Below are 12,440 nucleotides of genomic sequence, written 5' to 3' on the forward strand. Positions count from 1 at the left end.
GATCTGCCTCGTGTCCTGGGAGGAGCAGCTCTTCGCGGTGCTCGACGACCTCGAGCAGCAGGCGGAGGCGGCCTACGACGCCGAGCGGGTCGTGGAGCTGGCCGACCGTGCCCGGGCGGAGTACCAGCAGGTGACGCTGGCCAGCCGGCTCATGGCCTCGGTGGGACTGCCGGTGGCGCTGGAGGTGCGCGGGGTCGGAGCGGTCACCGGGGTGCTCGAGCGGGTGGCGGCGGACTGGGTGGTGGTCGGCGGCGCGGCCCAGGACTGGGTGGTGCTCACCCGGGCCGTCGACGTCGTGCGCGGTGCCTCGGCGCGCTCGGTGCCTGAGGTGGCCTGGTCGCCCGTCTCACGGCTCGGCCTCGGCTCGCCGCTGCGCCGACTCGCCGGCGCGCGCGAGCGCTGCCTGCTGCACCTGGTCGACGGAGCCCGGCACGAGGGCGTGCTCCAGCGGGTCGGGTCGGACTTCGCCGAGGTCCTCACCGGGGTCGACCGGACGGCGCTGGTGTCCTTCGCCGCGCTCGCGGCCGTCCAGAGCCGCGACTGACGCGGGTGGGCCCGCCTAGGTGGCGTCGACGTCGTACGGCGGGAGCTCGCCGTCGGCGAGGGGCCGGAGGCCGGGCCGCTTGGGGCGCTTCTCCTCCTGCTCGGCCTCCTCCATCGCCTCCATGATGTGCTTGCGCACGATCGCGCGCGGGTCGAGGTCGCGCAGCTCGAGGTCGGAGAACTCGGGGCCGAGCTCGTCGCGGAGCTCGTCGCGCGCGGAGTTGGCGAACTCCTTGGCCTTGCGCACCATCTGCCCGGCCTGCTTGGCCAGGTCGGGGAGACGGTCGGGGCCGAAGACGAGGATCGCGACCAGCGCGATGACGGCCAGCTCGGCGAATCCAGGCACGGACTAGAACTTAGCGGTCGGGGTCAGGCCGAGCTGCATGCCGGCCAGTCCGCGACCGCGACCGGCCAGGCGGGTCGCCACCGCGGTGAGGACCTCCGCGGCCGGGGCGGTCGGGTCGGCGTCGACGATCGGCTTGCCGACGTCGCCGCCCTCGCGCAGCGAGACGTCGAGGGGGATCCGGCCCAGGACGGGCACGTCGTAGCCGAACCGCGACGACAGGGTCTCGGCGACCCGGGCGCCCCCGCCGGAGCCGAAGATCTCCAGCCGGTGCTCGGTGCCCTCCGCGGCGCAGTGCGGGCAGGGCAGGAAGCTCATGTTCTCGACCACGCCGACGACGCGCTGGTGCATCATCGAGGCCATGGTGCCCGCGCGCTCGGCGACCTCGGCCGCGGCCTCCTGCGGGGTCGTCACGACGACCACCTCGGCCCCGGGCAGGTGCTGGCCCAGCGAGATGGCCACGTCGCCGGTGCCGGGCGGCAGGTCGAGCAGGAGCACGTCGAGGTCGCCCCAGTAGACGTCGGCGAGCATCTGCACCAGGGCCCGGTCGAGCATGGGTCCGCGCCAGGCCACGACCTGGTCGCGGCGCGGCTTGAGCATGCCGATGGAGATCACCGACACCCCCGACGAGGTCGGCACCGGCATGATCAGGTCGTCGACCTGGGTGGGGCGGGAGTCGGCGACGCCGAGCATCGCCGGCACGGAGTGGCCGTAGATGTCGGCGTCGACCACGCCGACCTTGAGGCCCTGCTTGGCCATGGCGAGCGCGAGGTTGACGGTGACCGACGACTTGCCGACCCCGCCCTTGCCCGAGGCGATCGCGAACACCTTGGTGAGCGAGCCGGGCTGGGCGAAGGGGATCTCGCGCTGGGCCTTGCCGTCGCTGAGGATCTCCTTCAGGCCGGCGCGCTGCTCCGCGGTCATCACCCCGAGGGTCAGGTCGACGCCCGAGATGCCGGGCACCTTCGTGACGGCGGCCGTGACGTCGCGGTTGATGGTGTCCTTGAGCGGGCAGCCGGCGACGGTGAGCAGGACCGTGATGCTGGCCAGACCCGTGTCGTCGACCGCCACCGAGTCGACCATGCCGAGGTCGGTGATCGGGCGCTTGATCTCGGGGTCGTTGACCGTGGCGAGCGCGGCGTTGACCTGGTCGACGAGGGAGGTGCTCATGATCCCCGATCCTAGGCGAGGGGTGGTGCGGGACGGTCGTCGCCCGCCACCCGGTCGCCGGGTCGCTCGCCGGGCCGGTCGCTGGCCCGGTCACCGGCCCGGTCCTCGAGCTCGTGCAGCAGCGAGCGCAGCTCCGAGCGCAGGAAGTCGCGGGTGGCGACCTCGCCCACCGACATCCGCAGCGAGGCGACCTCGCGGGCGAGGAACTCCATGTCGGCGTGGGCGCGCGCGTTGGCCTGCCGGTCCTGCTCGGCGACGACCTTGTCGCGCGTCTCCTGGCGGTTCTGCGCCAGCAGGATCAGCGGCGCGGCGTAGGAGGCCTGGAGGCTGAGCATCAGGGTGAGGAAGATGAAGGGGTAGTCGTCCCAGCGCAGCTCGGCGGGCGCCAGCAGGTTCCACACCACCCACACCACGACGAAGAGCGTCATGTAGATGAGGAACTTCGCGGTGCCCATGAAGCGGGCGAACTGCTCGGCGAAGACCCCGAAGGTGTCGGAGTCGTAGGACGGGCGCCGCACCAGCTGGCGCCGGGTCTCGGTGGGGGTGTCGAGACGCGCGCGACGGCTCTCAGCCACGAGCGGCCCCCCGGCGACGTCGCGGCCGCAGACCCTGGTCGCGCCAGTTCTCCGGCAGCATGTGGTCGAGCAGGTCGTCGACCGTCACCGCGCCGAGCAGGTGACCGTTCTCGTCGACGACGGGCGCGGCCACCAGGTTGTAGGTCGCCAGGTGGGCCGCCACCTGGTCGATGGTGGCCTCCGGTGGCAGCGTCTCCATCGAGTCGTCGAGGGCCCCCGCGACCAGGGTCGAGGGGGGCTCACGCAGCAGCCGCTGGATGTGGGCCACCCCCAGGAAGCGCCCGGTCGGGGTCTCGAGCGGCTGACGGCACACGTAGACGAGGGCGGCCAGCGACGGGGTGAGGTCGGGGTTGCGCACGTGGGCCAGCGCGTCGGCGATCGTCGCGTCGGGCCCGAGGATCACCGGCTCGGGCGTCATCATGGCCCCCGCGGTGTCCTCGACGTACGACATCAGGCGCCGCACGTCCTCGGCCTCGTCGGGCTCCATCAGCTCCAGCAGGGTGGCCGCGGTCTCCGGCGGCAGCTCGGCGATCAGGTCGGCGGCGTCGTCGGGCGACATCTCCTCGAGCACGTCGGCGGCGCGCTCGTCGCCGAGGTGGCTGAGGATCTCGACCTGGTCCTCCTCCGGGAGCTCCTCGAGCACGTCGGCGAGGCGCTCGTCGTCGAGGGCGGCGACCACCGCCGAGCGGCGCTCGACCGGCAGCTCGTGGATCATCGTGGCGGCGTCGGCGGGTCGCAGCTCGTTGAGCGCCGCCACCAGGTGCGTCGCGCCCTGGGCCTCCTCGCGCAGCGTGAGCCCCTCGACGTCACGCCACTCCACGACGTGGGTCTGGCCTTTGCGGCGCAGGGCCTTGGCCGGCTCCTGCACCGCCACCCGGCACAGCACCCAGTCGCGGTTGCGGGCCTGCTCCATCGCCACGTCGTAGACCGTGCCGGTGACCCCGGAGCCGGCGATGCGCACGGTCTTGTCGAGCATCTGGCCCATGACGAGGGTCTCGGTGGAGCGCTGCTCGAAGCGGCGCATGTTGAGCAGCCCGGTGGTGTAGACCTGGCCGCTGTCGATGTGGGTCACCCGGGTCATCGGCACGAAGATCCGGCGCCGGCCGAAGACCTCGACGACCAGGCCCAGCACGCGCGGCTGGCTGGTCTCCGAGCGCACCGACACCACGAGGTCGCGCACCTTGCCGACCTGGTCGCCCTGGGGGTCGAAGATCGGCAGCCCGACGAGGCGGGCGGCGTAGACGCGGGAGGGGGCGGAGCTCACAGGAGGAGGCTAGTGCCCCGGTCGGGGTCGGGGCGGTGGCAGCATGGGCGGGTGCCTCCCGAGCAGCCCCGCGACACCCGGTCGGCCCGCCCGGGCGGTGGCAGGGTCGTCCTCCACGTGGGCCTGCCCAAGACCGGCACGACCTGGCTGCAGGCCCTGCTCGCCGCGCACCGCGACGAGCTGCGGGCCGGTGGCGTGGTCTACCCCTTCGTCCGGCCGGGGGCGATGTTCCACGGCGCCGTCGAGGTGAGGGGGAGCCGGGCCCGGTTCGGGCTCGCCGCCGAGCAGGTCGAGGGCGCGTGGGCCGCGGTCTGCGCCCGCGCGGGGGAGTTCCTCGACGCCGGTGGCCGCACCGCGGTGATCAGCCACGAGGTGCTGGGGGGAGCGGCGCCCGACCAGGTGGAGCGGGCGCTCGCACCGCTGGCCGGGCGGGAGGTGCACGTGGTCGTCACCGCCCGCGACCTCGGCCGTCAGGCCACGGCGCACTGGCAGGAGGAGGTCAAGCTCGGCGCCACCTGGTCCTTCGCCGACCTCGAGCGCGAGCAGCTGCGCGCCGACACCGGCCGCGAGCCCGCCGGCCCCGACGACGGCGGGTCGCGTCCCCACTTCTGGCACGCCCAGGACCTCGTCGGCGCGCTGCAGCGCTGGACCGCGCGGCTGGGGCCCGACCGCGGACACCTGGTCCTGTGCCCACCGCCGGGGGCGCCGGCCGCCGTGCTGTGGGAGCGCTTCGCCGAGGCGGCCGGGGTCGACCCCGCACTGGTCGACCCCGCGCTGTCGCTGCCGGGCAACGCCTCGCTGGGCGCGCCCGAGACCGCGCTCCTGCGGGCGGTCAACCGGGCCCTGGGCGACCGTCTCGATCCCCGCGTCCGCGCCCGCGTCGTGAAGCAGGGGTACGCCGAGGGCGAGCTGGCCGCCACCGGCTCGGCGCGGCCGCTGGCACCGGCCGGGCTGGCCGAGGTGCTCGTGCCCGCCACCCGGGCCTGGCTCGACGAGGTCGCGGCGGCGGGCTGGTCGGTGCACGGCGACCCGGCCGACCTCGACCCGGTGCTGGCCCGCCCCGGCGACCCGACGCCCGACGTGGAGGCCGTCCCCGGCGTCGACCCGGCCGCGGTGGCGCAGCGGCTCCTCGACGCCGCGGGCGCAGCCGGGGAGGTCGCCGTGCGCCCCCGGCGCCGGTGGTGGCGCTGACCCGCGCCGCGGGGCGGCGGCGCGGTCGGGACGCGGTGCTACGGTGCTCCCGCGCCAGATCGGCTCCATCTCCCCGGGAGGCCCGTTGAGCAGTCGAGTCGTGCTCCACGTGGGGACGATGAAGTCCGGGACGAGCTACGTGCAGTCCATCCTCGGCGGCCACAAGCAGGAGCTGCTCGCCTCGGGTGCCGAGTTCGTCGGCGGCTTCGGCGTCCAGACCCGCGCGGTGCGCCGCATGCTGCGCCTTCCCGAGGCCCCGCGGCGCAACCGGGCCCGGTGGCTCGACCTCGCGGCCCGGGTCCACGCCTCGCCGGCGGAGGTGTCGGTGGTCTCGATGGAGTTCCTCGGCTTCGCCACCGAGGCCCAGGTCGAGGAGCTGGTGAGCCCCCTGCGCGGGCTCGAGGTGAGCGTCGTCGTGACCGTGCGCGACCAGCTGCGCGCCGTGGCCGCCCAGTGGCAGACCTTCACCCGCAACCAGGGCAAGGACGACTGGGCCAGCTACCTGCGACTCATCGAGGACCCCGAGGGCGGCTCGCGGGCCCACCGGGTCTTCCACCGGGCCCAGGACGTGCCGGTCGTGGTGGCGCGGTGGGGCGACCACCCGGCCGTGGCCGGCGTCGGGCTGGTGACCGTGCCGGGCCACGCGCCCGCCTCGGAGCTGTGGCGGCGCTTCGCCACCGCCGCGGGGCTCGACGCCTCGATCGCGGACCCGTCGGTGGCCCGGCGCAACGACTCGCTCGGCTACGCCTCCTGCGACGTGCTGCGCCGCGCCAACACCCTGCTCACAGGGCTGCCCGGGCCGGTCTACCGCGCGCTCGTGCGGGAGGCGGCGCTCGGCCCGCTCGGGGCGCTGCGCGCCCTGGAGGAGCGTCCGGTCCTCGACCGCACGGCCGCCGCGGCCGCCGCGCGGCGCAACGCCGACATCCGGGCGCTCGTCACCGGCGGGCGCGTCGCCCTGACGGGCGACCTCGAGGACCTCCCGGTCGACGCCGACCCGTCCGAGTACCCCGACGCCGTCAGCCCGCCCGACCCGGCCCACGTGCTGCGTGCCGCCCGGGCCCTGCGCGAGCACGCGCGGTCCGCGCTGGTCGCCGCGACGGGGGCCGGGTCGGTCGACCCGCCCGGCCCGCCCGGCCCGGGAGGCGAGGTCGACCGGCTCGTGGCCGAGTCGGCGGCCCTGCTGCGCGCCGTGGCCGGGACCCGGTGACCCGGGCATGCTTTACCCTGCTGGGGTGAGCGACCGCGGACGACGACGCCGGGCCCTCGTGCCGTCGGCAGGGGCCCTCCTCGTCGTGCTCCTCGCCGGCTGCGGGTCCGACGGCGGCTCGGCCGGCCCGGCCGAGCAGGCCACCGACCCGTCTCCCTCGTCCTCCACCTCGACCTCCACCTCGTCCTCCACGTCGCCCTCCGGCTCGGGCCTCCCGGAGTGCGACGCGGTCTGGGTGGCGGGCCAGGACCTGCCACGCGGGTACGCCGGGTGCGTGCAGGACGGTCGGGTCGAGGAGCCGGAGCGCCGTCGCTGCGAGTTCGGCCAGACCATCGTGGAGCACGCGGGCCGGTTCTACGCCGTCCCCGGCAACGTCGTCAACGAGACCGAGAGCCTCGCGTCGAGCCCCGAGTACCGTCGGGCTCTGCGCAGCTGCCAAGGCTGATCAAGGGTGCGAACGCCTGCCGTCGGCAGGCGAACGACCCGCCACCGCGGGTCGGGAAATGGAGCAAGGATGTTTGTACGCCGGATGCTGGTGGGCGCCCTCGTGGGCCTGCCGCTGCTGCTGAGCGGTGCGGTCGCCGTGCCGAGCCAGGCCGCGCCCAGCGCCACCACCGCGTCGGTCGAGGTGTCGTCGGTCGACCGCTACGCGTCGGCCTCGGGCCCGTCGCGGCAGCGGGCGGGCGGCTACACCGTGCCCCAGGGACTGCTCTTCAACAACCCCCTCAACGACCGGTCGCACGTCATCAACAAGCACATCCGCGAGGCCATCGCCCGCACGCCCGCGGGCGAGCGGATCCGGATGATCACGTGGAACTTCAAGAGCGAGCTCTTCGTGCGCTCGCTGCGCGCCGCGCACCAGCGCGGCGTCAGCGTCCGCGTCATCATGTCGGGCGGTCTGGCCGCCCAGCAGCAGCCCGACGGGTCCTACCGGACCCTCAAGCGGGCTCTCGCGGTCGGCAACAAGTCCCGCAAGGCGGGCATGCGCAGCTGGTTCCGGGTCTGCAACAACTCCTGCCGCGGCAAGGCCGGCACGGGCATCGTGCACTCGAAGTTCTTCCTCTTCAGCAAGGTGGGGAAGTCGCGACACGTCGTGATGCAGGGCTCCGGCAACCTCACCGAGTCGGCGGCCAACAACCAGTGGGACGACCTCATCACGCTCGCCGGGCGGGAGAAGACCTACCGGGGCTACGAGCGCATCTTCACGCAGGCCTCGCGCGACAAGCTGCACCGCCCGACGTTCGACACCTTCGCCGAGGGTGACTACCGCTCGTGGTTCTACCCGCGCCTGGGGCGCTCCGACCAGGTCGTGGACATGCTCGGCAAGACCCGGTGCAAGAACGTGCGGAAGGGCTTCGGCATCAACGGCCGGACCCAGATCCGGATCATGCAGTCGGTCTTCAACGGCCTGCGCGGCGAGGCGGTCGCGCGGGCGATCCGCCAGAAGTACAACGCCGGGTGCAACATCCGCATCAACTACTCGGTGATGACGCCGAACGTCCGCGACATCCTGGGCCCCGTGCCGCGGCGCCACATCGTGCAGGACCCCGACGGCGACGGCGTCTACGACCGCTACCTGCACATCAAGTCGATCGCCATCAGCGGCAACTACGGCGGCAGCCGTGGCGACCGGATCGTGCTGAACGGCTCGGCGAACTGGTCGGGCTCGAGCCTGAAGTCCGACGAGCAGGGCATGATCATCACGCGCGACGGCATCGTGCGCCAGTACATCTCCTGGGCCAACACGCTGTTCGCCAACCCGCCGGTCAGCCGGGTCGTGGCCGGTCGCACGGCCACCGACGTCGATCCCTACGCCAAGGCGTGGCTGCTGACGCAGTGACGTCCGGGACGTCTGTGACGTGAGTGGCGGGCGGGGCGCGAGAGGCGCCTCGCCCGATCGCGGGACGTGGGGGACCGGGGGAGGTTAGCCTTCCCCGGTCCCCCCTCCTCTTCCCCGAGTCGGAGCACGTCATGCGCCTTCCCCTGCGCCCGCACGCCCCCACGGGTGCCCTGGTCGTCCTGGCCGCCCTCGTCGTCCTGGTGGCCACCCTGCTGGCCGGCGCCGGCACGGTGGCCGGGGCCGCCGAGGAGCCGCGGTCTGCGGGCGCCTCGGCGAGGTCGGCCGCGGTCACGGTCGCCGACGCACCGGCCCGCCGGGCACCCGCCGTACGCCGGGTCGCCGCCGGCGGCGAGCACTCCTGCGAGATCCGCGGCGACCGCACCCTGTGGTGCTGGGGACGCAACACCTACGGCCAGCTCGGCCTCGACCGCACCGGCCCCGGCACCGCGATCCCCGAGCAGGTGGGGGGCTCGACCGCGTGGGCCACGGTGTCGGCCGGCGGCGCCTCGACGTGCGCCACCCGCACCGACGCGAGCCTGTGGTGCTGGGGCGTCAACCACCGCGGCCAGCTGGGCGACGGCACCCGCGACGTGCGCCTGGAGCCCACCCGGGTGGCCGGCAGGCAGTGGAAGCAGGTCTCGACGGGCTGGTTCCACACCTGCGCGACCCGCGCCGACAGCACCCTGTGGTGCTGGGGCGACGACTCCGCCGGTCAGCTGGGCGTGCCCGGCGACCAGGACCGGACCACGCCCACCCGGGTGCCCGGGTCGGACTGGAAGCGCGTCTCGGTCAACGGCTGGTCCACCTGCGCGGTCAAGGGCGACGGCTCGCTGTGGTGCTGGGGCCGCAACCTCTTCGGCCAGCTCGGCGTGGGCGACAACCGTGACCGCGCCGAGCCGACCCGCGTCGGCACCGGCACCGCCTGGAGCGGGGTGTCGGTCTCGTGGACCCACGCCTGCGCCCGCACCGGCGCCGGTGCGGTGAGCTGCTGGGGCCGGGGCGACCAGGGCCAGCTCGGCACGGGCACCCTCGCCGGGTCCACCTCGCCGGTCGCCGTGTCCGGTGGCCACGTCGCCAGGCGGGTGGCCGTGGGCGAGGGAAGCTCCTGCCTGATCGACGACGCGCAGCGACGGTGGTGCTGGGGATCCGACGTCTACGGCCAGCTCGGTGACGGCTCGGCGCCCGGTGGGAGCAGCCCGGTGCCGGTCGTGGGCCCCGGCACCTACACCGACCTCAGCCTGGGCTGGCTGCACGGGTGCGCCCGCACGAGCGAGGGCCAGCGCGCCTGCGTCGGCAACGACGAGCGCGGCCAGACCGCCGTGCCCGGGACCGCCGCGCGGCAGGCTCCGAGCACGAAGCCGACGACGGTGACGCGCCGCGAGGGGCCGCTCAGCTTCCGCATCGCCACCTTCAACACCGTCGGCAACGGCCACACCCGGCCCTACGCCCACGACGACCAGCTGGCCCCCGCGCGCATGCGCGCGGAGTGGACCGCCCGGGCCCTGCGCACCCTCGACGCCGACGTCGTCGGCGTGCAGGAGCAGACCGCCGAGCAGCTCGCGGCGATCCTCGCCGCCGGCGAGGGCGAGTACGCCAGCTTCCAGACCCCGGCGTCCGGCGACCTGGGTGTCGAGTCGGCCCTGCTGTGGCGGCGCGACGTGTGGAAGCCGATCGAGCGCACCGTCATCCGGACCCAGTTCATCAGCCGCGAGCTCGACCGGCCGGTCGTGCTCCTCGAGCACCGCGCCACGGGGCGACGCATCTGGGTGATGGCCGTCCACAACGCGCCCTGGGAGTACCAGGCCAAGCGCGACAAGGCCGTGCGCGCCCAGCTGGCCCGGATCAACGAGCTCGAGGCCACCGGCGTGCCCGTCTTCTACGTGGGCGACATGAACGAGAAGGAGACCATCGTCTGCAAGGTCATGGCCGGCACCACCCTGCGCAGCGCGACCGGGGGGCGCTACGCCGACGGCCGCTGCACCCCGCCGCGCGGCACGATGCGGGTGGACTGGCTCTTCGGTCCCGGCGACGCGACCTGGGACGGGTATGCTCCGAGCCGCATCCCGCTGGTGAGGCTGGCGACGGATCACTGGGTGCCGGTCTCCCGCGTCACGCTTCCCTGACGCTCCCGTCCGGCCGGTGCCCCACCCGACGACCTCTCGGAGGAGCATGCCCATGGCGCGACGACTGGTGCTGCACATCGGCTCGATGAAGTCCGGCACGAGCTTCGTCCAGAACGTCCTGGGCCACCACCGGGAGCGTCTCGCCGAGTCGGGCGTGCTCTTCGCCGGCAGCCGCTGGCGCGAGCAGGTGAAGGCCGTGCGGGAGCTGATCGAGCGCGGTGGGCCGGGCCAGCGTCCGATGCCGCTCGACGGGTCGTGGGCCGCCGTCGTCGAGGACGCCAGCCGCTGGGAGGGCACCGCAGTCGTCTCGATGGAGTTCCTCGGCCCGCGCAGCGAGGCCAAGATCGAGCAGATCCTCGCCGCCTTCCCCGACACCACCGTCGAGGCGGTGATGACGTGTCGCGACCTGTCGCGCAACATCCCGGCGATGTGGCTGGAGTCGATGCAGAACGGCTCGTCGGCGACCTGGCCCGACTTCCTGGCTGCGGTGCGCGACCGTGACAGGGACTCGCCGATCGCGCGCAACTTCTGGCGCCACCAGGACCTCCCGGTCATCGCGGAGCGCTGGGCGCGGGTGCTCGGCGAGGGGCGCCTCACCCTGGTGACGGTGCCGCCCTCGGGCGCGCCCCACGACCTGCTCTGGCGGCGCTTCGCCGAGGTGCTCGGCGTCGACCCCTCGGGCTACGACCTCGAGGTGCGGTCCAACCGCTCCATCGGTCCGGCCACGGCCATGGTGCTGCGCCGCCTCAACGAGAAGATGGTGGTGGACGGAGCGGTCCCGCAGGGCTACGACCGGTTCGTGAAGCACTCCCTGGCCAAGCGCGGTCTCGTGGCCCGCACCCCCCTCGAGCCCCGGCTGGGCCTGGACGAGGAGTGGGTGCGCGAGGAGGCGCACGCGCAGGTCGAGCGCCTCGCCGGCGCCGGGCACCGCGTGGTGGGCGACCTCGAGGACCTCCGACCCGTGCGGGTGCCGGGCGTGCACACCGACGAGATCTCCGCCGAGGACCAGCTGGCCGCCGCCGTCGACGGGCTCGAGCTGCTCGTGCGCGAGTGGGGCCAGAGCGAGCGCAAGCAGCGCCGCGCGGCGCGCCGGCAGGGCTCCGGGCCGGCCGGTCGGGGCGAGGAGGACTGATGGCGCTCCTGCGCCGCCGCTCCTCGGGGTCCGCGGACCCGTCGGACCCCTCGCGCCCGCTCCCGGCGCCGGAGGACCCCGCAGACCCTGCCGACCTCTCCCACCTGGTGTCGGCCGCCCCCGAGGGCGAGCTGCCGAGCGTGGCGGTGATGACCATGGCCCGCGACGAGGGCGCGATGCTGGGGCGCTGGGTGCGTCACTACGCCGCCCAGGTCGGCGCCGAGCACGTCTACGTGGTCGACGACCAGACGACCGACGGGTCCACCGACGACCTGGCCGGGCCGGTGCTGCGGATCCCCCCGCTGCGCAAGCGCGGCTTCGAGCCGTCGCGGATGGAGGTCATGGCGGGGCTCTCGGCCGGGCTGCTCGCGGCCTACGACGCGGTGGTGTTCTGCGACACCGACGAGTTCATCGTGCCCGACCCCGACCACCACGCCTCGCTGCTCCACTACGTCGCGGCGCGGCCCGGGCGGCAGGCGGTGGGCGTCACGGCCCTCAACGTCGTCCACGACGTCTCCCGCGAGGGGCCGCTGCGCGACGACGTCCCCGTGCTCTCGCAGCGCGCGCTGGCCAAGTTCGCGCCCCTCATGTGCAAGCCGAGCCTGAAGTGGGTGCCCGCGCGCTGGGCCCACGCCTCCCACGGCATCGAGTGCCCCTACGCGGTCGACCCGGAGCTGTTCATGTTCCACCTCAAGTTCGCCGACCGCGACCACCTGGCCGACGCCGCGGCCAAGCGGCACGCCGCGTTCCGTGACGACGGCCGCGCAGCGCGCACCAGCTGGGAGCGCCCGGCCGACGAGATGGTCGACCTGCTCGACGAGATCACCGCCGACATCGACCTCGAGCAGGTCGAGCGCTTCCGTCCGCGACCGGCGCGCCTCGAGCGCATCGTGCAGCGCCAGGGCGCGATGTGGCGCGCGACCGGCGCCGGGCAGGTGCAGGCGATGCGCAGCCAGCCGCTGGTGCGCGTGCCCCGGCGGTTCCGCGACCTCGTGTGAGCCGACGTCGCGGGGGCGCCCGCGACTGGTAGGTTCGCCGTTCCACGACGGGGG

The 12,440-nt window shown here is 74.4% G+C and carries 12 protein-coding genes; 8 read left to right on the plus strand and 4 right to left on the minus strand.

The features are described 5' to 3' along the window. The first annotated feature begins 10 nt into the window (after positions 1–10). Positions 11–544, plus strand: a complete 534-nt coding sequence (locus tag ASF47_RS10695; protein ID WP_056863972.1) for a hypothetical protein — start codon at positions 11–13, stop codon at positions 542–544. A 15-nt stretch (positions 545–559) separates the two neighbouring features. Here the strand turns inward: ASF47_RS10695 and ASF47_RS10700 are convergent, their stop codons facing one another. From ASF47_RS10700 to ASF47_RS10715, 4 genes are read right to left on the minus strand one after another with little or no spacing between them, the layout of a single operon-like run. Next, a complete protein-coding gene (locus ASF47_RS10700) occupies positions 560–889 on the minus strand; it encodes a sec-independent translocase (protein WP_056863973.1) in 330 nt (109 codons plus the stop codon). A gap of 3 nt (positions 890–892) precedes the next feature. Further along, entirely contained in the window at positions 893–2,056 is a 1,164-nt protein-coding gene (locus ASF47_RS10705) for an Mrp/NBP35 family ATP-binding protein (RefSeq protein WP_056863974.1), read from the minus strand. Between the two features lie 11 nt (positions 2,057–2,067). Continuing rightward, positions 2,068–2,631, minus strand: coding sequence for a DUF1003 domain-containing protein (locus ASF47_RS10710; protein ID WP_056863975.1), 564 nt, complete (start codon positions 2,629–2,631; stop codon positions 2,068–2,070). Next, the gene (locus tag ASF47_RS10715; protein ID WP_056863976.1) at positions 2,624–3,895 is read right to left on the minus strand and encodes a magnesium transporter MgtE N-terminal domain-containing protein; all 1,272 of its coding nucleotides are present in this window, start codon (positions 3,893–3,895) and stop codon (positions 2,624–2,626) included. The genes ASF47_RS10710 and ASF47_RS10715 overlap by 8 nt, the downstream gene beginning before the upstream one ends. A gap of 51 nt (positions 3,896–3,946) precedes the next feature. On the opposite strand from ASF47_RS10715, the gene ASF47_RS10720 reads away from it, so the two are divergent. From ASF47_RS10720 to ASF47_RS10750, 7 genes are all read left to right on the plus strand, one after another. Beyond that, positions 3,947–5,086 carry a hypothetical protein gene (locus tag ASF47_RS10720; protein ID WP_156697855.1) on the plus strand — a complete coding sequence of 380 codons (1,140 nt, stop codon included), beginning with the start codon at positions 3,947–3,949 and terminating at the stop codon, positions 5,084–5,086. Positions 5,087–5,204: 118 nt separating this feature from the next. Next, positions 5,205–6,293: a hypothetical protein gene (locus ASF47_RS10725; protein ID WP_056863978.1), complete on the plus strand. Its 1,089-nt coding sequence runs from the start codon at positions 5,205–5,207 to the stop codon at positions 6,291–6,293. Between the two features lie 25 nt (positions 6,294–6,318). Further along, complete coding sequence (locus tag ASF47_RS10730; RefSeq protein WP_056863979.1) at positions 6,319–6,738, plus strand: hypothetical protein; 420 nt, start codon at positions 6,319–6,321, stop codon at positions 6,736–6,738. 69 nt (positions 6,739–6,807) lie between these two features. After that, a complete protein-coding gene (locus ASF47_RS10735; RefSeq protein WP_082500205.1) occupies positions 6,808–8,133 on the plus strand; it encodes a phospholipase D-like domain-containing protein in 1,326 nt (441 codons plus the stop codon). A gap of 131 nt (positions 8,134–8,264) precedes the next feature. After that, entirely contained in the window at positions 8,265–10,256 is a 1,992-nt protein-coding gene (locus ASF47_RS10740; protein WP_056863981.1) for an endonuclease/exonuclease/phosphatase family protein, read from the plus strand. A gap of 52 nt (positions 10,257–10,308) precedes the next feature. Beyond that, the gene (locus ASF47_RS10745) at positions 10,309–11,388 is read left to right on the plus strand and encodes a hypothetical protein (protein ID WP_056863982.1); all 1,080 of its coding nucleotides are present in this window, start codon (positions 10,309–10,311) and stop codon (positions 11,386–11,388) included. Next, positions 11,388–12,386, plus strand: coding sequence for a glycosyltransferase family 2 protein (locus tag ASF47_RS10750; protein WP_056863983.1), 999 nt, complete (start codon positions 11,388–11,390; stop codon positions 12,384–12,386). Before ASF47_RS10745 ends, ASF47_RS10750 begins: the two co-directional genes overlap by 1 nt. Positions 12,387–12,440 lie beyond the last annotated feature (54 nt).

The sequence above is a fragment of the Nocardioides sp. Leaf285 genome (assembly GCF_001422955.1).
In the GTDB taxonomy this organism is placed as follows: Bacteria; Actinomycetota; Actinomycetes; order Propionibacteriales; family Nocardioidaceae; genus Nocardioides; species Nocardioides kribbensis.

Bases quoted from the DNA above. Each gene is read 5' to 3' on its own strand.
- ASF47_RS10725 (WP_056863978.1), top strand. From the start codon at position 5,205: ATGAAGTCCGGGACGAGCTACGTGCAGTCCATCCTCGGCGGCCACAAG.
- ASF47_RS10740 (WP_056863981.1), top strand. From the start codon at position 8,265: ATGCGCCTTCCCCTGCGCCCGCACGCCCCCACGGGTGCCCTGGTCGTC.
- ASF47_RS10705 (WP_056863974.1), bottom strand. From the start codon at position 2,056: ATGAGCACCTCCCTCGTCGACCAGGTCAACGCCGCGCTCGCCACGGTC.
- ASF47_RS10750 (WP_056863983.1), top strand. From the start codon at position 11,388: ATGGCGCTCCTGCGCCGCCGCTCCTCGGGGTCCGCGGACCCGTCGGAC.
- ASF47_RS10745 (WP_056863982.1), top strand. From the start codon at position 10,309: ATGGCGCGACGACTGGTGCTGCACATCGGCTCGATGAAGTCCGGCACG.
- ASF47_RS10735 (WP_082500205.1), top strand. From the start codon at position 6,808: ATGTTTGTACGCCGGATGCTGGTGGGCGCCCTCGTGGGCCTGCCGCTG.